Genomic DNA, 20,491 nt, shown 5'->3' with positions numbered 1-20,491 from the left:
CCTTCATTATCCGCTCTTCGATTCTTGACCTTGAGTTCGCTCAAAGTTATAGAGTCGGACGTGTTAGCAAAGTCGCTCGTGAATCGAGGAACCCCATGACCAAAGTAGTCCAGACCGCCGGCCGCGATTCGCTCGGCACCTTCGCGCCCCTTTTCGGCACCGGCGCCCCCAACGACGCCTATGCGCAGTACTTCACGGGCCGCTCGTATCTGAACCCGCTGACCGACCCAGAGAAGACCCAGTTCATCGCCAACGTCACCTTCGAGCCCGGCCGCCGCAACAACTGGCACATCCACCATGCGACCGAGGGCGGCGGCCAGATCCTGCTCGTCACCGACGGCGAGGGCTGGTATCAGGAATGGGGCGAAGAGGCCCGCAAGATCGTCGCCGGTGACGTGGTGCACATCCCCGCGAACGTGAAGCACTGGCATGGTGCTGCGGCCGACAGCTGGATGAGCCACGTGGCCTTCGAAGCCCCGGGCACCGACTGTGCCAACGAGTGGTGCGAGCCCGTCACCGACGTGGAGTACGACGTGCTGCCGCAATAGAGTCTCCGCATCCAAGTGTTTTGCACACCGCTCCTTAAACCTCAGCACCGATGTCCTTGAAGACCCCCTTGCTCCTCTATAATGGGAGTATCGCAAAGGAGGAGGAACATGGACATCTCATTCTTGCATGAGTACATCGTGTTTTCGAGGTCGCTCAATTACGCAAAGGCCGCGAGAGAGCTGTACCTATCGGAGCCCACACTGAGGTCGCATATTCGCTCCCTCGAAGCAGAGATCGGCGTCGATTTGGCGACGAAACGGGCGGATCGCATCGTCCTCACCCCTGCAGGCCGCTTCTTTCTCACGAAAGCACGAGAGCTTGTAGAAAACACTGAGGATGTGGTCGAGCACACACGGGCTGTAGCGCAGCAATCCGTCTCGCTGCTCGTTAGCTTTCTTGAATGCCGATGGGTAGAAGACCTGTTCCTCAAAGCACGCGAACGCTACTGCTCCAATCACCCCGATTCAACTTTGGAGTTCCTCTTCTCGAGCAGCATGAGCGCCAATTGGGAAGCTCTGCAAAACGGGCAAGTAGATATCACCGTCTACCCCGCCATCAGAGAATCTGGCTTTGGCGGGGTACGCCATGTTCCCCCATCAACAACTGAGGGAACATCGGTCTATTTGGGCAGTTGCGAATGCCAATTATGGATGGGGAGTCGCAACCGGCTCTTCGGGCGCAACGATCTTTGCGCAGCTGATTTGGAAGGCATGACTCTTTTACTGGGAAACACCCCGACCATGAATGCGGCGGCATCGCTTATTGCACAGCACTTCTCCGATAAGGGCATTGCCATCAAAACAGACAATCAGCCGTTCGCAACCTACACGGATTATTTGCTCTCAAACGGGGCAGAAACCTTTGGCATTACCCTGCAAGAGTTCGACGAGAGCCGACAGGCTCGCGAAGGGTTTCATGCGTTTCGCCTCAGCGATTTGTCGCTCACGACCGATATCTACGCTATTTGCGACGAGTCGCGTCTTAGCGAGCAAGCCCGCGGTTTTGTCCATGCGTTAGCCGACGTGGCCGAAGACAAGAACAAAACCGCGGGCGATTGACAAGGGGGCCGGGAGGGAAGCCCCCTGTCGCATTATGTATTCGAGCATCTTCCCCTAGGAAGACCGAGATTACTCGATACCCGCAATAGTTGCAGCAGCCATATAGCCGCCCAAGAACGACAGGCCAACATCGCCAAAGGGACCGCCGAAGGGATGACCTGAGACCATATTCTCTCCATTGGATCCGCCAGCCGTATGCCAGCCGGCGTAAAGTCCGGGAATAACGTTGCCTTCGACATCGAGCACCTCCATGCGGGGGGTAATGCGCAAACCGCACTTCGTGGTAAACAGATGTGCTCCCGTTTTCGCGCCGTAATAGGGGGGCTCATCTATGGACACGAGCCACGAAGGATCGTACGGATAGCTCTCCAGATAGTCCTCGCCGCGCTCGCAGGCCTCATTCCACTGCTTTACAGCATCTGAGAGAATGCCCCGCTCAAGCCCTAGCTTGCTTTCCAGCTCCTCGATAGTGTCGCACTTCACCACCGCTCCTTGATCGACCATCTGATTGAAACCCGTGCGCCAATCGCGCTGGAACTCGGGGACGCGATCGATGCAAGGATCGTCGTCAGGGATAATCTTTCCCACGCGACACACGGCCTGACCGAAGTAGTTCTCTGTCACAAGGTCCTCGTATTTGGAGTCAAAGCACACGTAGGTAACGCCATTGGGTTGCGCCACCTCCAACGCCGCCTGGTCAGTCAGGCCATGCACCATGAAGTTACCACTCGGGGCATAAGGTGCGGCTGTGTAACTTGCCCCCAAATAAGGCACACGCTCGCCGTGGTTGTTGATACGCAGCCACGGCTGACGGATGCCCTGGTTGCCGTCTTTGTTGATATGGGCATCCATGCGCGTCTCATACTCGTCGTATTCGCGCCACCAAACACCGCCATCGTAGCTGTGGGTCGATCCAAAGCCCGACATATCGGCATTCATGCCAAGACCCATGCGAATGCACTCACCAGTATTGCACGGAGGACACGCCACATTAGCGAAGCCGTCAGTAATATCACCGAGGTATTTGAACATCATAGGGCGGTTCATTTCGAAACCGCCAGCAGTGAGGAGCACGCCATCAGCGCCCTTTAGATACACTTCTGAGCCATCTGAAGCGGTAGCCTTCACGCCAACTACCGCACCATCTTCGGCAACGAGGGCGTCAACGCGAGTATTTACGCGAATCTCAATGCCTTCTTGCTCTGCGAGGTCGGTCAAGTAATTGAACGTGTGATCATTTATCTTTATGGAGTTTTTCGGCGTCATCTGGCCATCCCAGTAGATGGCCTGTACTCCCGCAGGCAGGCCGGGAATCATGGGCGCCCACGGAACACCAAGCTCACTCTCCATCCAGTCGATGCACTTCGGCCCTTGGACAAGCATTTCCTTGAGCAGAACCGTATCGGCTGTCATCTGCCAGCGATCGTTCAGGTACTGGACAATGGCATCGGGGTCGTAAGGGTAGCTCGGCCAGGCCCACTTTACTTCCTCCGCCAAGCGGTGACCGCCCAAATTCACAATGAGTCCCGAGTAACGGGAGGCGCCACCCGTCTCGGGATCCTTCTCCAAGACGATGACTTTTTTGCCAGCGCGAGCAAGGCGCAGAGCGCCGACCATTCCGCCACCACCCGAACCAACAACGATCACATCGGTCTCAGCATCCCACGTGTCGGGAACATCAACGGGCGGAATCGGGGCAGCCTCGGCCTCGAAGGCAGCACGCGCTTTCTCATCAGCATCACTCGCCGTGTCGGCTAAGGATCCCCCTTGGCTGGCACATCCCTGCAGAGCTGCAGCCGATGCTGCCGCGACGCCAGCGGTCGCTACTCCCTTCAAAAACCCGCGACGACTGAGCCCGTTTCCACGAAGTCTCGTGTTCCTCGCCTCTCCCATGTCTCTTACCTCCTTATGTAGCATTCCAGGCCTTGCAACGTCTCATCGCAAGCAAGACCAATGACGCATTTGATTTTAAGAAGGGCAGGTGGACGTTTTTGCCAAAGAAGCTTTGCCGCCAAACCTCTCTTTCAAAGCTCCCTGGCAAACATATTTACACCCCTAAAGAAAATGAAAAGCCAGACAAGACTTTTTTCGTCAAAGACGAAGTACTTGCCTATCCCGTAATTCTTGCGTACGCAGTAATTCTTGCCTCAGTATGTAGAATTTCGGCGTACGCAGAAATTTTTCCGTTTAAAAAACCTTGGTTTCATAAAAGGTTTTATGTAATTTCACTTTTTCATGATAACCTTGTTTAGAACCAAGGTTTTGGAGGTCGCATGTTCAGCATCACTATTGCCGAAGCAAGTCGAATGCTCGGCGTTAGCACCGAGAGGGTTCGCCAGCTTGTCAACCGCGGCACGCTCGCCGCAGAGCAGGTGGCGGGCATCTGGTTGATTGACGAAGGCAGCGTTGCGGCACGTGTGCGAAACAACCCTGGACCCGGGCGTCCGAGCTCTAAGCCCAAGGGCAAGTCCACAGCAAAGTACCTGCTCATGAGCCGCAATCACGAGGTGCTTGCTTTCAAATTCGACGCAAGCACTGGTGAGTTTTTCGACACAGACGAGATCATCGACGCAAAACGCGCGCCCCTGTCGGTCATGTCGCCGCGGGGAAAGAAGGCCTCGAGCGCGGCCCTCTCCTACTGGTGGGCGCATCGGGCCATTCCCAAAGCGCGCCATGGTATCGAGGCCAAGCTCGTCGAGCTCGGCATTGCCGATACGTACGACCTGCCCTTCAAGAGCATGGGGCTTTCTCTCTCCGACCAGTATTGGATCAAGCCCTACGACAGCGACGTCCACTGGCATGACGTCAACTTCTTCGAGAACGACTTCATCGAAGCAGAAGTGCAGGACTGGATGGCCGACGTGGGCCTCGATTCACCGGACAACACCTCCGATGGCGTGCTCTCAAAGCGCTGGGTCTGCCGCAACGGGGTGCGCACGCTGCTCAAAGGCGGCACTCTGCTGGAGCAGGAACCCTATAACGAGGTCATTGCTACGGAGCTCTTCTCACGCCTGCTGAACGAGGGGGATTATGTTCCTTATCACCTCGAGGAATGGGGAGGCACACTCGTCAGCGCCTGTCCGAATTTCGTCGGCCCCACCGAGGAGCTCATTCCCGCCTACTACGTGAACGACATTCTGCCGCGCGTTTCCCATCGCGACGACTACCGTCATTACGTGGAATGCTGCGCCTCGCTCGGAGTGGATGATATCGAGGACGCTCTCGCCAAGATGATCGTCTGCGACGACATTATGGCGAACACCGATCGTCATTGGCGCAATTTCGGCCTCATCCGGGATGTGGAGACCTTGGAGTACCGTCCCGCACCCCTCTTCGATACCGGGTCGAGCCTGTGGTGCCGCCTTACCACCCGCGAGCTCGCCTATGCCCCTTTCGCCGTGGACATGCGTCCCTTCTACGAAGACGCCGATCGGCAGCTGCGTCTCGCGAGCAACACCTCCTGGCTCGACTTCGACAAGCTGTCGGGTTTTCCCGAATGGGCCACCGACCTGCTCGACGAGAACCCCTCCATGTACGGGCGCACCGATTTCATCTACGAGGGATTGCAGAAGCGCATCGATTTCCTGCAGCTGCTCTTCGGCTAAACCGATGGAGCGTCGGAGACGCTACTTCACCTTCGCGGCGCGCTGGGCCTCGAGCCAGTCCACCAGCTCGGGGATGCCTTCGTGGGTGCGGGCGCTCGTGACGAAGATGTCGAGCGCGGGGTTCAAAAGGCGCGCCTGCTCTTTCAGGCGATCCATGTCGAAATCCTCGTTCAAGGGCAGGTAATCGCACTTCGTGACGATGAGCGCGTCCACAGCGGCGAACATGGGCGGGTACTTCATGACCTTGTCCCAGCCCTCGGGGACACTCAGCAGCATGACGCGGGTGTGGGCGCCGGTATCGAAGTCGGCTGGGCACACGAGGTTGCCGATGTTCTCAAGGAACAGGTAGTCGAAGCGGTCGCCGTCGAAGGCCTCGAAGGCCATGGTGACCATGCCCATCTCCACATGGCACACCCCGCGGGTGTTCAGCTCCACGGAGGCGACGCCGGCCTCCTTGATCTTGAGGGCGTCCACGTCGGATTCCAGGTCGGCCTCGATGACGCCGAGGGCCTCGACGCCCCGGGCACGCAGCTCGCGGATGAACGCGAGCAAAAGCGTCGTCTTGCCGGCCCCTGGGCTCGCCATGACGTCCACGAAGAACGTGCCCTCCTGGGCGCGCTCGGCGCGGAAGGCGTCAGCCGCCTCGTCGTTGGCCGCCAGGATGTTCTTCTTCACTTCGATGACGCGCGTCTGATCCATGATGCCTCCTTCGCCGGCGCCGAGCCCTGCCGCCCGGCGCCTTCCAAATACTGTTCAGTTCCATAGTAACGGGCGCAGCGCCCTTTGGGCAATGCAGAAAGGGAATCGGCTATGCGGATTGCCGAATGCGCATCGCCGCGTTCGCGCATGGGCAAGCAAGCGCGCGGATTACCTGGAAAACCATGGATATCGCAGCCGGTGGAGCGCTTCGGGACGATCGGCATTGCGTTTTTGAGAGCGCGACGGGTTGCCCGCCGGCGCCGCTTCCTGTAGCCTTGTGCCTGAAAGGAGCGCGGGGCGAGCCTTTCCCGAATCCCTCTCTTTAAGACACTCGCCTCCCCTGCCGTGAACGAACTTGCCATCCTGGATGCCATCCAGCTCATCCACACACCCTGGCTCGACGCCCTTGTTGCCGCCTATACGAGCACGAGCGACGTCGGCCAGATTTGGATCCTGCTCGGCATCGTGCTCGCCATCATTCCAAAGACGCGCAAGCTGGGCGCGGCCGTCCTCGTCGCCGTTCTCATCGGCGCCATTGTCACGAGCGGCATTCTAAAGCCCCTGATCATACGCCCGCGACCGTGCGACGTGAACCCGCTCGTGCCCATGATCGTCGACCGACCCCACGGCTCGTCGTTCCCCTCGGGGCACGCCACCGCCGCCTTTGCCGCGTTCGGGGCGCTGCTGTTCTCGAAGGGGCCCAAGCCCCTCGTCATCGTCGTCGGCATCGGCGCGCTGCTCATGGCGCTCACGCGGCTGTACTGCTACGTGCACTACCCCACGGATGTGCTGGCGGGGACCGTCGTCGGGCTGCTCGCGGGATTCGCCGCCGCCAAAATCGTCGAAGCGGCAAGCCGCAAACTTCAGGAACGGCGATCGCAATCGCACACCTAGGCGCCGACGCGCGAAACGGGCACGCGAGGAATCACCTTGAGGCCGAAGCCCCTATCCCTCTCGCACCTTCCCGGTCACGGGGCAGGTGATATACCCGTCGCGATGAAAGTAGTGCACGAGAAAGCCCACGCCGGCAAGCGCGAGCGCGATGCCGAGACCGGTGTAGAAGAAGGCGATGAACCAACCCGGCACCAGGTGGAAGGAGCGCAGGGCGATGCCGCCGCCCATCATGACGGCCATAATGAGGTAGCCGCGCACGTCGAAGAACTTCAGCACGTGCATCTTCTCCTCGCCGTAGCTGCGGATGCGGGCGGCATGCTTGCCCACCAGCTTGGAGAACATCATGTGGAAGACGACGAACGCGGCGGGAATGCCGATGAGCAGAAGCCACAGGTTGCCGTTGCCGGCCGCGATGGCCTCGATGCCCATGCGGGCGACTTGGCTTCCGGCAATGAGCCACACGGCCGCCGCGATGAGCAGCAGGTACTTCGAGCGAACTTTGAACATGGCGAGTTTTCCTTTGATTGAATGCCGCCGCGGCGCGTTCGCCCCTTTTGGGGAGGGTGCCGCGCGGTCACTAGTTTTTCCTGGGCACCATAGCACCCTCGCCCGCCCACTTCCATAAGGCACATGGTCTCGACAGCAAAATTTCAACTTGCGGAAACCTTATAGGGGCCACACGCATCCGCGTCAGTCGAAATGCGATGCGGGGCAGCAGTTCGGCCCGATCCCCGCGTATTCTGCGATGGCTAATCCTGGCAAGTTCTAGACGAGCGGCTCGATGTAGGCAATCGGGGCGACCACGAAGCGTCCGCAGTGTGCGGCACCGTCTTTGGCGGCAAGACCCGGCTTCGGCACGATCATCGTGACGGTGAGGTCGGCGCGCACGGTGTCTTTCACCGCGCGGCCCGTCTGGGCCGAAAGTCCGCTCGGCACGTCGGCGGCCACCACGAACGTGCCTCGGTCGCGGGCAGCGTTGAGAGCGCGGATCCAGCCGTCGAAGGGCGCCTTCACCGTCTCGTGGGCGAACCCAGTGCCCAAAAGGGCATCGATGGCGAGCGAGGCGCCGTTAAGCAGGGCCGACACCTCCGCGTCCGTCGGCGCGAGAACCACCTGGCTGTGCGCGCTCAGGGACACCGTCGCCCGCAGGGCGGCCGCACGCGCCGGCTCAGCCGTAAGCGCCGCAGGCTCCACCGCTGTCACGAGACAGACGGGGATGCCCCAGCGGTCCAGGTACTCCCCGGCCACCCAGCCGTCACCGCCGTTGTTGCCGTTTCCGCAAAAGATGACTATTTCCTTCGCGCCTTCCATCCCTTCCAGCGCCTTACACGCCTCGAAAGCAAGGAAGCGGCCGGCGCGGCGCATGAGCGCGTCGAGCGGCGTGCCCGCCTCCGCGATGGCCCGCTCGAGCGCCACCACCTGGGACACCTCAAGCACGGGAGGCTTAAAGGGGGTCGTCGCATCGGCTACGGGACGATAGGCTTCCACAAGCCGCGGCAGAGACCAGGCCGCGTTGGCCGGGCTCGGCGAGGGCAGCACCTCGGCGGCCAAGCCACTGGCAGCCTCGCATAGCTTCGCGTAGTAGCGCCCCGCCGCCGCACCCGTGCAGAACACCCGGCGCACCGGCGCCTTTTCCAAAACGCGCGACAGATCGTTGGGGTGGGGGTTGGCGATGGAGGCGTCCGAGGCGCCCCGGATGTCGCAGCTTTCCAGCACGTCCCACAGCGCGATGTGATGGCGCAGCAGCAGATCGGCGCGCTCGGCGTTGTCCTCGGGCACCGGCTCGTCGAACAGCGCAGCGAGCACGCGCCAGAACCGGTTCTGCGGATGCCCGTAGAAAAACGCCGCCTCGCGCGATTTCGGCGAGGGCATCGTGCCCAGCACGAGCACCTCCGAGCGCTCGTCAAACACCGGCGGAATACCGTGCTCGATGTGCTGCAGCGGCTGGGCGCAATCTTTCATGGCAGCCTCCCTTTGCTCCTCGCGCGATGGCCCCGGCGGGACGCGAACGGCCGCTTGCGCCCGACCCCTTAGGTGAGCAGAAACGACGCCGCGATGAATCCCGCGATCACCAGAGCGAAGCCTACCACAAAAGCCCACGCTGCGGGTCGCCCCAAATTGATCGTCCAGCCGATACCGAAGCGCTCAGGCAGAAACAGCGCCGGGTCGTCGGGGTTCACGTAGAAGATGCCGCCCTTCCAATATCGGTCGTTGTCGCGCGGCATGGCGCCGCCGCGCCCGTCGGCGCTCACCCGGGCGAGCAGGCGGCTGCCGTTCTGGCCGTACACGAGACTCACCGCGGTGCTCGCCACCAGTATGACCGCCACCACGACCCCGATGGGCACGAGAGCCTGGGCCATGGAAAGCACGCCGAGAAACGTCAGCTGGATAACGGGCCCCAGCAAGCTCACGAACAGGCCCATGCCGACGAGCATCACGCTCTGAGCGCGGGCGAACATGCCGTAGGCCCAGGCGCTCGCCGCCGGCATGGCGGGATCGCTGCCCTTTTTCGATCGCAGAATCACCCAATGGGCCACGGTGAGGCACACGGCGATGAGCGCCACGAACAGCACGGGAAACGCAACGATGCCCGGCGACTTGTCGGCCCACTCGGTCACCTTCCCCGCCAAATCCATGTGCAGGGGCACCTTGCCGGGCATGGCGGGATAGCCCACGATGCCCATGGCCAGCGTAATGAGGATTACGGGCACGTACAGCAGATCCCAAGCAAGGGAGAGAGGCTTCGGGAAGGGCTCGTCGCCGATAAATCCCGCGCTGCGGCGCCCCTCGGCCACCCAGCCCTGAGCCTTTTTGTAGCGCTGCACCTTCGCGCGGAAATACAGCATGAGGGCGTAGCCGCCCACGCACAGGACGAGGGCGGCCACGACCAGCGTCGCGACGAAGGCATGCTCGGGATCGAGCGCAAGGGCTGCCGCGCACGCAATCGTTGCCGCCGCCGCAAGCGCCAGCATGATCGCAAGATAGGCGCGTTTCAGGCGGCGCAGATAAGGATCGCGCGCCGCATCGTCGGGCACCGTGACGGCAAAGCACTCGCGCTTCGGCATGAGGTAGGGCGTGAGCGCCATGAGCACGCCCATGAGGGGAACGACGAGGGTCAAAAGCCCGAGAAGAGGAATTACGGGAGACGTCACGCTCATTGGGGCACCACCGCCTCGCCCGCGGCTGCAGCCGCACCTGCCACCGACGACGTGCCTGCACCCGCGGCCGCCACCGACGACCCATCGGCAGCCTTCTTCTTCCGCGTCGGGCGCGGGGCGGGCTCGGCATCTTCCATCACCCCGTAGGCGCGTGCGGCCTGGGCAGCGGCCGCTTCCAGAAACTGGCCGCGCGCGCCGCCCCGGGCTCGGAAGGCCAAGGCCAGCTTGAAGAGGTCGTCCTCCATCTTCACTTGGGCCGATGCGTCGGCGTCGGCGCGATCGGCGGCAGCCGGATCGGCGATCACCGCCCCGGCGCGACCGCGCATGCGCACGTAGCCCTCGTCGCGCAGCACCGCGTAGGCCTTGTTCACCGTGTGCAGGTTGATGCCCAAGTCACTCGCTAGGGAGCGCACTGAGGGCAGCGACTGGCCCGGCTCCAGCTGGCCGGTGGCGATGCCGGCCACAATCTGGTTGCGTATCTGCAGGTAGAGCGGCTCGGCGGCCGCGGCGTCGACGGCGATGAGCATGGGGGCGTCCTTTCCGAGCGGCCCGTAGCGGCGCGCTACGGGCCATTGACTTCTTGTTCTACTCGGAGTATAACATAAACTGTTCTAGTTGTCATAGAACAAAATACGGGCGATCGGCTTCTCGTCGCCCCGCGAAAGCCGCCGCGGCCACCCGAAGCCCTGCCCGCTCGTTCCCGACGAAAGGACTCCGCTATGAAACGCGCCCTTGTCTTTCTCGCCATCACCTTCGGCATCACCTACGCCTACGACTTTCTCGTGGTGTACCCCATCGCCCAAGGCACCGCCCCCTACGCGAGCGAGTTCCTCTCGCCCGACCTCGCCTACATGGTCTCCGTGGCGCTCACCATGCTCTTCCCCGCCCTGGGCGTGGTGCTCACGCGCCTCGTGACGCGCGAGGGATTCCAAATGTGCGCCTGGTGCACCGTGCTCGCCATCTTCCTCAGCTACGTGACCATCCGCACCGGCTCCACGTTTGCCGCGGCCATCGGGCACGGGGCCGCGAACGGCACGACTAACGGCGTGACGCTGTTCTCGCTTTCGGGCGGCAACCCCTTCGTGGGGCCCTTGTGCACGGGCATCGTGGGCGGCCTGCCGCTTCTGGTCGTAGCCGCGACCATGCTGTGGAACATGCGCCGCCGCGAGAAGGCCGGCACCCTGCGCATGCCCGAAGCGGGCCTCCCCGACGGCGTGCGCCACACCCGCCGCTAGAGGGGCGCGCTCCCCCAATGGCGCAGCGCGTTCTCCCCCGATAGCGTATACTGGGCGCGCGATGGACTCGGGAAAGGAGAGCGAGCGATGATGGGCCTGTTGTGCGTGGGAGCGGGCGGCGCGCTGGGCGCCATGGGGCGCTACGGCCTGGGACTCATCCCGCTGGGAGGCGAGCTGCCGCTCATGACGCTGCTCATCAACTTCCTGGGGTCGGTGGCCATAGGGGCCATCGTGGAGACCTCCGAGCTGGCCGCCGGCGCCCTTTCCCGCGAGGCGGTGCTGTTTTTGAAGGTGGGCCTATGCGGCGGGTTCACGACGTTCTCCACCTTCTCGCTGGAGACCCTCGAGCTCATCGAGGGCGGTCAATACGCCATCGCTGGCGCCTACGCCCTGGTCAGCGTCGTTTTGTGCGTCGCCGGCGTGCTGGTCGGAAAGGTGCTCGCTCGCGCGCTCATGCCGACAGGCTAGACGCCAGAAGAGCCGCGTCGGGTGCCTTGGCTAAGACTGCTAAAAATTCTAAAGGCTCTAAAACTGGTAAAGGAGCATTCGCTTCTACTATCCCCGCTTGCAAATAGTCTAGGGGTTCGCTAGAATTTGGGCGCGCCGGCATTCCCCCTTCAGCGTCGTGCAGCGGGTCGGGGGCCAAGTCCTATGCACCGGGTGGGTCGAGAGTGGCGCACGACCCATCGCCAGCGAGAAAGGTGCATCATGGGCGTGATCAAAGCCGTATGCACGAGCGATATCAAGGGAATCCAGAAAACCGAGCAAGCCGTCATCGAGCTTAGGCCCAACTGGGGCATCGAGGGCGACGCCCACGCTGCGCCGTGGCACCGCCAGGTGAGCCTTCTGCCCTACGAGCAGATCGAGGCATTCAAGAACCGCGGCGCCGAAGTGGGCCATGGGGCGTTCGGCGAGAACATCATCGTCGAGGGCTTCGACCTGAAAAGCCTCCCCATCGGCACGCGCTTCGTCTGCAACGACGTGGTGCTGGAACTGACCCAAATCGGCAAGCAGTGCCACGCCCACTGCGCCATCTACCACCAGATGGGCGACTGCATCATGCCCCGGGAGGGTGTCTTCTGCAAGGTGCTCGCCGGCGGCACCATCGCCCCCGGCGACCTTATCGAGATCGCATAGCAGGTCGCGAAGAGGCAGACAGCGGGGACGCGCAGAATCTAACGTCCCCGTAACTGGCCAAGTAACTCTGCCAGTTTTTCAATAATTGGCAAGGCAACTTGACCAGTTTTGTGAAGGTTAAACTGCGCGGCCACTCGGCGTAGGGGGTAACGAACTCGTCGATGGCCTCTTCCGAGACGCCTGCTTCGAAGCGGCGGCCGGGCCGCCGCTTTCCGCATCGTTTTCCCTATTGTCGCGGGCACTCTCGTCAAAAGCAACTGCATGTTCGTCATGGCCCATAAAAGATAGGCATAAGAGCACTCACTCACGTTCTCGGTCGACGAACCACCTCGAAATTGCAGCAAATCACCGGTTATGAGCGTCTGGAGGCGCTAACCGAATACGGATTTGAAAGAGCCGTATCACATACAGTCTGTTGACCTGGAGTTTTGCCAAGGGCCTTTCGCGCTGAACTCCTTCGCGCGAGAACCAGACGCTCATAACCGTCAATCTCATGCAAAAACAGGGGGATTCAACGACCGGCAGAAACTTCTTCGCTCTCGCAATTGTGCCTTGACTTTGAGCTTACTCGAAGGTTTAGGGTAACGAGAAAGCAAGTGCGCAAAACTTGAAGGCGCGCAATGAGCAGTAGCGTCGGAAACACCCCAAAAGAATCGAGGAACCTCATGCCCAAAGTAGTACAGACCGCCGGCCGCGATGCGCTCGGCACCTTCGCGCCTCAGTTCGCCGCCTTGAACGACGATGTGCTGTTCGGGGAGGTGTGGAGCAGCGACGAGCTTACCCTGAAGATGCGCTCCATCCTCACCGTGACCACGCTGGTGGCCAAGGGAATGGCCGACGGCTCGTTCGAGCACCACGTGGCCAACGCCAAGAAGAACGGCGTCACGGCCCGCGAGATGGCCGCCATCCTCACCCAGGTGGCCTTCTACGCCGGCTGGCCCAACGCCTGGGCTGCCTTCCGCGTGGCGCTGAAGGTGTACGCCACAGACTCGCTGGACTTTGAAAACCCCGAGGGTCACGGCGGCCTGTTCGGCCTCGGCGCGCCCAACGACGCCTACGCGCAGTACTTCACGGGTCAGTCCTACCTGAACCCGCTGACCGACCCGGAAAAGACCCAATTCATCGCCAACGTCACCTTCGAGCCGGGCTGCCGCAACAACTGGCACATCCACCATGCGGCTGAAGGCGGCGGCCAGATTCTGCTCGTCACCGACGGCGAGGGCTGGTACCAAGAGTGGGGCCAGGCCGCCCGCAAGATCGTCGCGGGTGATGTGGTGTACATCCCGGCCAACGTGAAGCACTGGCACGGTGCCACCGCCGACCGTTGGATGAGCCACGTGGCCTTCGAGGCCCCGGGCACCGACTGTTCCAACGAGTGGTGCGAGCCCGTCACCGACGAAGAGTACGCCGCCCTTTCGTAACAGCACGCACGAGTGGCCGCCCAAGTGTCTCGCAAATCGCTGGCACCCTAAACGGCTCGGCTCCGACGCCATCGAAGTAGGAGCCGAGCCGTTCCGCATACTTGCATCGCATTCAAGCATGCGTCAAATATCGAGTTATAAGCGCCTCGCCGCCTCTCGGTCAACGAACCGTTCGGAAAATGCATGAGATCTTGAGTTATAAGCGTCTTGGGAGACATATCCTTCAGTGACCCGGAATAGTCTCGATGCGCGCGAAGCTTTGACCAGGTGTTTTCCAAAAACTTCTTCCGAAGACCGAACGCAACGCAGAGTTCAGACGCTTATAACTCGAGATCTCGTGCAAAAAAGGCCTCCCTCGAGAGCAAAGCCCTTCCCGGGTGGCTCGGGGCTACTGCTCATCCCGGTAACGGCGCTCTTTGTTTGTGCGACGTTGGGGTACACTACGGGCACTGTCCTGTTTCGAGAAAGAGCGTCCCTTGCGTATCTCCGCCACCACTCCTGCTGCCTTTCTACGCGAGCACGCCGTGCTCGTCGTGGCGGCGGTGGCGGCTGCGGCTTCCGCCCTGGCGGTACCGCCCGACGAGGCTTATCTGGGGTATTTCGATTGGAAGACACTTGGATGCCTGTTCTGCGTGCTGGCCGTGGCGAGCGCGCTGCGGCTCATGGGCGCTTTCGACCGGGCGGCCCGCGCCGTCATCGCACGGTTTCGCAGACCTGGGCCCCTCGCGCTGGCCCTCGTGCTCACGACGGCCGCGCTCTCGTGCATGGCAACCAACGACATGGCCCTCATCATGATGCTGCCGCTTTCGGCGGCCACCCTTATGGGCGCGAACCTCCCCCGTCTCGTGGCTCCCGTGTTCGTGCTGCAGAGCCTGGCTGCGAACCTCTGCGGCATGATCGTTCCCTTCGGCAACCCGCAGAACCTCTACCTCTATTCCTATTACGGGCTCGGCCTCGGCGATTTCCTGGCCGCTATGGCACTGCCCTTCGCGCTGTCGACCGCCGGCATCGTCGCCTGCACCTGGTGGCTGTGCGGTCAGTCGAACGGCAGCTGTGGCCGAGATGATACGCGCAGTCTCGCCGCGCCGATGCCGCTCAGCCGACGGCGCCTGGCAATCTACGGAGCGCTTGTCGCCCTCACTTTGCTGGCCGTATTCCGCATCGTGCCCGTCGCTGCCGCCGTCGCCGTCGTAGCCGCCGCGCTCGCCGCCCTCGACCGCCGCGCCCTGGCCGCCGTGGACTGGGGCCTGCTCGCCACCTTCGCCTGCTTCTTCGTGTTCGCGGGCAACCTGGCGCGCGTGCCAGAGGTGTCCGCATGGCTCTCGCCCCTCATGGCCAATCACGGCCTGCTCGTGAGCGCCGGCTTAAGCCAGATCATCAGCAACGTGCCCGCCGCTGTGCTGCTCTCCCACTTCACGGGCGCATGGCAGCCCCTGCTCGTCGGCGTGAACATCGGAGGCGCCGGCACGCTCGTCGGCTCGCTCGCGAGCCTCATCACACTGCAGCACTTCACCAGCGTGCGCAAAATCTTCCCCCGAGCGACCGCATTGCCCGAGCTATCCACCAGTCGCTTCCTCGCCCTGTTCAGCGTGCTGAACTTTGGTTTCCTGGCCATCCTCTTGATCGCTTGCGGGACGGCGTCTTCCTTCTAGAAAAATATTTCGATTTCGAAAGATTTTTCTAGAATTACTAATTCCGTGATAATATTTCGCAATCGAAAGATTTTTTGGAGGAGCCTATGTTCAGCATTACCGTTGCCGAAGCCAGCGCAAAGCTCGGCGTGAGTCCCACCCGTGTTCGCCAGCTCATCAGAAGCGGCGTGTTAGCCGCCGAACAAGTTGCGGGCATTTGGCTCATAGACGAAAAGAGCGTCGAGGCACGCCGCGAGCACAACCCCGGTCGCGGCCGACCAAGCGCGCGCCTGAGCCAGCCAAACATCTCCCGTTACCTGCTCATGAACCGCGACCATGAGGTGCTCGCTTTCCGTTTCGACGCCTCGACGGGAGAATTTCTCGATGCCGATGAGATCATCGACGCCAAACGCGCTCCCCTTTCCATCATGTCCCCGCGGGGAACAAAAGCCTCGAAAACCGCACTTTCCTACTGGTGGTCCCATCGTGCCATTCCGAAGGCGCGCCACGGCATCGAAGCGAAGCTGGTCGAGCTCGGCATTGCCGACACCTATGACCTCCCCTTCAAAAGTATGGGGCTCTCCCTTTCCGACCAGTACTGGATCAAGCCCTATGGAAGCGAAATCCGCTGGAGCGACGTCAACTACTTTGAGAACGATTTCTCCGAAGCGCCGGTCGAAGAATGGATGGCCGATGTGGGCCTCGACTCCCCCGACAACACCTCCGATGGCGTTCTTTCCAAACGCTGGGTGTGCCGCAATGGCGAGCGATGCTTGCTCAAGGGAGGTACGCTGCTCGATCAGGAACCCTACAACGAGGTTATCGCCACGGAGCTTTTCTCGCGCCTGCTGTCTGACGGAGACTACGTTCCCTACACGCTGATCGAATGGGGCGGCGCGCCGGTCAGCTCGTGCCCGAACTTCGTCGGCCCCACCGAGGAGTTCATCCCCGCCTACTACGTGAACGAGGTTCTCCCTCAGGCCCCCCACCGCGACAGCTACCGTCATTACGTGGAATGCTGCGCCGCGCTGGGCGTGGAGGACATCGAAACAGCCCTCGGAAAGATGATCCTCTGCGACGACATCATGGCCAACACCGATCGTCACTGGCGCAACTTCGGTCTCATCCGCGATGTGGAAACCCTCGAGTACCGCGCTGCCCCGTTGTTCGACACCGGCTCGAGCCTCTGGTGCCGCGTGCCCACGCGAGAGCTGGCTTACACGCCCTTCGTGGTGGATATGCGTCCCTTCTACGAAGACGCCGACCGGCAGCTGCGTCTCATAGGCGACACCTCTTGGCTCGATCTGGACAAACTCGCGGGATTCCCCGAATGGGCCAGCGATTTTCTCGACGAGAACCCTTCAATGTACGGCCGCACCGATTTCATCTACGAAGGGTTGCAGAAGCGCATCGATTTCTTGCATCTGCTGTTCGGCTAGAAGCAACACACGACCAAGCACCGCCCTGCCCATCGCGCCCAGAAAACGCCCACAAAGACATCTCCGTAAAGGCATCGAAAGAAGAGGCAGCTCCGAGCCTTCTACTTCCTTGCCGCCTCGGTAGCTAAATCGATAAGTTCCTCTTTCGAGTGAATGCCGAGTTTTCCATAGATGTGCCTGATATGCGTTGCCACCGTGTTCTTGGAGATGAACAGCTTCTCGCGGATATAGGGACGACTGTAACCACGGGCTAGGAGAAAGGCTATTTCCGTCTCGCGATCAGACAGGCCGAATTTCTTCTGCAGCAGTTCGCACCCCACCATGAGTGAGTGCTCAAGCGCATCCGAACCCGCCTCAGCCATCGGCCGCACTTCAATCGGTTCGCGCTGGGGCGCCACAATGCCAACGAGGGCCACGAGGCAGATGAGCGCCGACAGAAAGGCAACCTCAGAAGACGCCGCGGCGGGACCAGCGCATGCGCTCCCCGCAAGGTTGCCAAAAAGCACACCCAGCTGCACGGAGCCATTGAGAAGCCCCACGCCCAAGGCCACAGGCGCCTTTCCTTGCTTGGCAAGAGTGATCGCAAACAAATACACCAGCACCTGAATGAGCGAATCAAGAGTATCCCCGATGGCGTTGGAGACAAATCCGGCCCACAGACCGGAAGACCCATGCAGTACAAGCGTTATGATCACGCACGGAACCGCCCAGCGGAACAACCCCGTGAAACTCACCCTTCTCGAAAAGAATACGATGGCAATGCCCAAAGCTACGCTGGCAAGGCTGGAAATGAGCATGGAGACATCAAGATCGATGAGCGCATGCATACTGTCGCGGACATCGGTCAAAGCGGCCTGCCACCCGATGGCGAGATACAGCACCACGAGAACAACCGCGACGCGTCCAAGATAGAAGCCCCACGATTCTGCAATTCCGAAGCGTCGGGATAGAGACGCGCCGGCACCCGACGAAGCTGAAGCGGCGCCCGACGCTTCAGCTTCCTTGAGGTAGGGCGACATCCCCCCAACGCCTGACGCCGCCTCTTCGACGCCGCACCGTTTAGCCCCCTCACGCAAGCAAAGGAGAAGCAAGACGCCGGACATCAGCGGCAGCGACGCCGTCGCCACTACGCCCACAACCCCCTCCAGCAGAGGGTATACCACAACGCACGGCACGATAACTAGCGACGAGAGAGGCACTACCGCTTCCAGCTCCTCCACATCCAGCACCATGAGCGCACGGGCCCACAGCAGACTGAGCAACGCATAGCCCACGCCTGTCATGGCCCCTCCCAGCCACGCAAGCCCCAATGCAAATGCGCCCAGAGCCGAAACAATGGTTCCCGCCGCCAAAAGCAGCGCTGCCGCTATGGAAAATCTTCGCAAGCAGCGGGCCCCGAGCGGTCTTCGACTCAGCAACAAGCCGCCGACGAAAAATCCGAGCACGACAGCTACCGCCGAGAGGAGCCATGATTCATCGGAGTTGATGGACTGACCGCTTCGATAGGGAAACACCGCTGACGTTGCATAGGTGCAATACAGCCACGCCCAGACAAACCCAATGCCCATGTAGCGCAACTTGAGCGCCGCTTCAACACGACGCATCGAGTCAAATACGCTGTCCTTGGTTATTGCCTTTCCCATCGATTCCCTCCCCGAGCCTCTCATGTCATCGCACCCGCACTCCACAGGAGTCCCTCCTCAAAAGAGAAGTATAGCAACTCGCCTCCCTCAGGTTCAGAAAACCCCTGGTAGCGGTATCACCTCAGAGAGGTGATTTCTCGAATAACCGCGCGCAAGCGATGGCCTCTATCGCGCAGTTCCTCCATGATGACGCATTGCGTCGGCCAATCACACCGCTCGTCGACGCAAGAGAGATCCACGATACAGGAGGGACTATGAGCAAAGAATCGATGAAGATGAACCGCCGCGACTTCCTCGGCCTTGGCGCCGTGGCCGCCGTGGGGGCCATGGGCTTGGCAGGATGCGCGCCCCAGACTTCGGCCGAGAAAGACCTCAGCGCAACCGGCGACGCAGCCGCGACGCCCGAAGCCACGGCGGCCGCAGAAGACTGGCTTGGCGCAGAGCCCGAAGTCGCTGAGGGCGACATCGTCGAAACCCTCGACACCGACTTCCTCATCATTGGCGCCGGCACGGCCGGCCTTGCCGCTGCTGGCGCGGCGGCCGATTTGGGCCTCAACTTCATTGCCTGCGATAAGAGCAACCAGGTTCCCGAGACCCGCGAGTACCTCGGCGGCGTAGACACCGCTTACGCCAAGGCCAACAACGTGACCATCGACCGGCCGAAGCTCTTGAACGAGCTGACGCGCTACGCCTCCGGCAAGTGCAACCAGAAGCTCATCAAGCGTTGGATCGACGATTCGGCCGAATACATTGATTGGGTGACCGAGGTAATGAAAGACGCCGGCAAAGAGGTCATGCTGGACATGCCGCCCGAGCACGCCACGGGCGGTACCGACTACTATGTGCCCTATGTGCAGCACCTGTGGGAGCCCTCTTACGTCCCGCCCACGCGCAACGACGTCATCGCCGAGCGCTTGTCCGGCCAAGGTCACGACATTCTGTTCGAGCATAAGATGGTGAAGCTTGTTCACGCCGATGGCAAGGTGACGGGCGCTATCTTCGAAACCAAAGACGGTATGAAGCAGATCAATGCTAAAAACACCCTGCTCGCCACGGGCGGCTACGCGGCCAACCCCGTGATGATGACCGCCCTGCAGCCCTCCGCTGTAGCCTGCTGCACCGCCTCCAGCTTCAATCCCACTTGCACAGGCGACGGCATCAAGGCGGGGCTGTGGGCCGGAGCCTCTAAAGACAAGGACGCCGCCCCCATGGTCTTCGACCGTGGGGCCGTGGCTCCTGGCGTGGATGCCGGCTACGAGGGCGAAGGCGAAGGCGCCATATTCCGCGGAAGCATCTTCCAGGAGAATATCGGCAGCCAGCCCTTCATGAAGGTGAATCGCCACGGCCAGCGCTTCGCCAACGAGTCCACCCCCTATGACTTCATCTGCTTCGCCGCTACCTACCAGCCCGGCGGGGTGTGGTGCCAGGTCTACGACAGCAACATGATGGACGATATGCTGCGCTTCGAAACCGTCGGCTGCTCGCGCGTGGTGCCCTACATCGAGATGGGCATGACCTACGACGAGTACACTGCCGCTTCCCAAGAGGCCGGCATCCTCATGAAAGCCGACACCATTGAAGAGTTGGCCGACATGCTCGGCTTCACCGGCCAGGACAAGGATAACTTCCTCGCCGAGGTGGAGCGTTACAACGGCTTCTACGACAACCAGGTGGACGAGGACTTCGGCAAGGAGGCCTACCGCCTCTCCGCCATCCGCCAGCCCCCCTTCTACGGTTGCTGGTTCGGCGGCTCGCTGCTCACCACGATCGACGGTCTGCGCATTAACGAGAACTGCCAGGTGCTCGATCCGGAGCTGAACGTCATCGAGGGCCTGTATGCCGCTGGTGACGTATCCGGCAGCTTCTTCTCGGGTAACTATCCCGAGTATGTCGTAGGCGTGGCCTGCGGCCGCAGCTCCGTTGAGGGCCGTCACGTGGCGAAGCTGCTCGCCGGCGCCGCTCAATAGCAGCCTGCGAGCACGGGAAGGCTCATTCGTCCATTTCGCCTTCCCGTGAGCCCGC

The 20,491-nt window shown here is 61.5% G+C and carries 18 protein-coding genes; 11 read left to right on the top strand and 7 right to left on the bottom strand.

Annotation, left to right across the window (positions count from 1 at the left end; translation table 11 throughout):
• Nucleotides 1-95 precede the first annotated feature (95 nt).
• Both ACYVRU_RS06320 and ACYVRU_RS06315 read left to right on the top strand, forming a co-directional pair.
• Nucleotides 96-548: a cupin domain-containing protein gene (locus tag ACYVRU_RS06320; RefSeq protein ID WP_452039405.1), complete on the top strand. Its 453-nt coding sequence runs from the start codon at nt 96-98 to the stop codon at nt 546-548.
• A gap of 108 nt (nt 549-656) precedes the next feature.
• Nucleotides 657-1,607, top strand: a complete 951-nt coding sequence (locus tag ACYVRU_RS06315) for a LysR family transcriptional regulator (protein WP_302384184.1) — start codon at nt 657-659, stop codon at nt 1,605-1,607.
• A gap of 69 nt (nt 1,608-1,676) precedes the next feature.
• Here ACYVRU_RS06315 and ACYVRU_RS06310 read toward each other — a convergent pair whose 3' ends face one another.
• Nucleotides 1,677-3,500: an FAD-dependent oxidoreductase gene (locus ACYVRU_RS06310; protein WP_452039404.1), complete on the bottom strand. Its 1,824-nt coding sequence runs from the start codon at nt 3,498-3,500 to the stop codon at nt 1,677-1,679.
• 380 nt (nt 3,501-3,880) lie between these two features.
• Here ACYVRU_RS06310 and ACYVRU_RS06305 point away from each other — a divergent pair, with 380 nt between their 5' ends.
• Nucleotides 3,881-5,212 carry a DNA-binding protein gene (locus ACYVRU_RS06305; protein ID WP_302384187.1) on the top strand — a complete coding sequence of 444 codons (1,332 nt, stop codon included), beginning with the start codon at nt 3,881-3,883 and terminating at the stop codon, nt 5,210-5,212.
• Between the two features lie 21 nt (nt 5,213-5,233).
• Here the strand turns inward: ACYVRU_RS06305 and hypB are convergent, their stop codons facing one another.
• Nucleotides 5,234-5,911 (bottom strand): hydrogenase nickel incorporation protein HypB, encoded by a 678-nt coding sequence (gene hypB / locus ACYVRU_RS06300; protein WP_452039403.1) that lies wholly within the window; start codon nt 5,909-5,911, stop codon nt 5,234-5,236.
• Between the two features lie 345 nt (nt 5,912-6,256).
• Here hypB and ACYVRU_RS06295 point away from each other — a divergent pair, with 345 nt between their 5' ends.
• Nucleotides 6,257-6,805, top strand: coding sequence for a phosphatase PAP2 family protein (locus ACYVRU_RS06295; RefSeq protein ID WP_177720323.1), 549 nt, complete (start codon nt 6,257-6,259; stop codon nt 6,803-6,805).
• Nucleotides 6,806-6,856: 51 nt separating this feature from the next.
• Here the strand turns inward: ACYVRU_RS06295 and ACYVRU_RS06290 are convergent, their stop codons facing one another.
• From ACYVRU_RS06290 to ACYVRU_RS06275, 4 genes are all read right to left on the bottom strand, one after another.
• Entirely contained in the window at nt 6,857-7,312 is a 456-nt protein-coding gene (locus ACYVRU_RS06290) for a hypothetical protein (RefSeq protein ID WP_161127605.1), read from the bottom strand.
• A gap of 258 nt (nt 7,313-7,570) precedes the next feature.
• Nucleotides 7,571-8,767, bottom strand: a complete 1,197-nt coding sequence (locus tag ACYVRU_RS06285; protein WP_452039402.1) for a DNA-deoxyinosine glycosylase — start codon at nt 8,765-8,767, stop codon at nt 7,571-7,573.
• A 68-nt stretch (nt 8,768-8,835) separates the two neighbouring features.
• Nucleotides 8,836-9,963, bottom strand: coding sequence for a DUF1648 domain-containing protein (locus ACYVRU_RS06280; RefSeq protein WP_177720321.1), 1,128 nt, complete (start codon nt 9,961-9,963; stop codon nt 8,836-8,838).
• Nucleotides 9,960-10,490 (bottom strand): GntR family transcriptional regulator, encoded by a 531-nt coding sequence (locus ACYVRU_RS06275; RefSeq protein ID WP_177720319.1) that lies wholly within the window; start codon nt 10,488-10,490, stop codon nt 9,960-9,962. Before ACYVRU_RS06275 ends, ACYVRU_RS06280 begins: the two co-directional genes overlap by 4 nt.
• A gap of 192 nt (nt 10,491-10,682) precedes the next feature.
• Here ACYVRU_RS06275 and ACYVRU_RS06270 point away from each other — a divergent pair, with 192 nt between their 5' ends.
• From ACYVRU_RS06270 to ACYVRU_RS06245, 6 genes are all read left to right on the top strand, one after another.
• On the top strand, nt 10,683-11,198 hold the full coding sequence (locus ACYVRU_RS06270) for a hypothetical protein (protein ID WP_452039401.1): 516 nt from the start codon (nt 10,683-10,685) through the stop codon (nt 11,196-11,198).
• Between the two features lie 87 nt (nt 11,199-11,285).
• Nucleotides 11,286-11,666, top strand: a complete 381-nt coding sequence (gene crcB, locus ACYVRU_RS06265) for a fluoride efflux transporter CrcB (protein WP_418389592.1) — start codon at nt 11,286-11,288, stop codon at nt 11,664-11,666.
• Nucleotides 11,667-11,906: 240 nt separating this feature from the next.
• Nucleotides 11,907-12,335, top strand: coding sequence for an MOSC domain-containing protein (locus ACYVRU_RS06260; RefSeq protein WP_114539533.1), 429 nt, complete (start codon nt 11,907-11,909; stop codon nt 12,333-12,335).
• 665 nt (nt 12,336-13,000) lie between these two features.
• On the top strand, nt 13,001-13,756 hold the full coding sequence (locus ACYVRU_RS06255; RefSeq protein ID WP_452039400.1) for a carboxymuconolactone decarboxylase family protein: 756 nt from the start codon (nt 13,001-13,003) through the stop codon (nt 13,754-13,756).
• Nucleotides 13,757-14,232: 476 nt separating this feature from the next.
• Complete coding sequence (locus tag ACYVRU_RS06250; protein ID WP_452039399.1) at nt 14,233-15,408, top strand: SLC13 family permease; 1,176 nt, start codon at nt 14,233-14,235, stop codon at nt 15,406-15,408.
• Between the two features lie 86 nt (nt 15,409-15,494).
• The gene (locus tag ACYVRU_RS06245; RefSeq protein ID WP_452039398.1) at nt 15,495-16,826 is read left to right on the top strand and encodes a helix-turn-helix domain-containing protein; all 1,332 of its coding nucleotides are present in this window, start codon (nt 15,495-15,497) and stop codon (nt 16,824-16,826) included.
• A gap of 101 nt (nt 16,827-16,927) precedes the next feature.
• Here ACYVRU_RS06245 and ACYVRU_RS06240 read toward each other — a convergent pair whose 3' ends face one another.
• The gene (locus tag ACYVRU_RS06240; RefSeq protein ID WP_452039397.1) at nt 16,928-18,469 is read right to left on the bottom strand and encodes a helix-turn-helix transcriptional regulator; all 1,542 of its coding nucleotides are present in this window, start codon (nt 18,467-18,469) and stop codon (nt 16,928-16,930) included.
• 254 nt (nt 18,470-18,723) lie between these two features.
• Here ACYVRU_RS06240 and ACYVRU_RS06235 point away from each other — a divergent pair, with 254 nt between their 5' ends.
• Nucleotides 18,724-20,436, top strand: a complete 1,713-nt coding sequence (locus ACYVRU_RS06235) for an FAD-binding protein (protein ID WP_114539355.1) — start codon at nt 18,724-18,726, stop codon at nt 20,434-20,436.
• The last annotated feature ends 55 nt before the right edge of the window (nt 20,437-20,491 follow it).

The organism is Adlercreutzia sp. CNCM I-6216 (genome assembly GCF_977113345.1).
The sequence above is the reverse complement of the archived record's forward strand: the minus strand, read 5'-3'. Positions and strand labels throughout refer to the sequence as shown.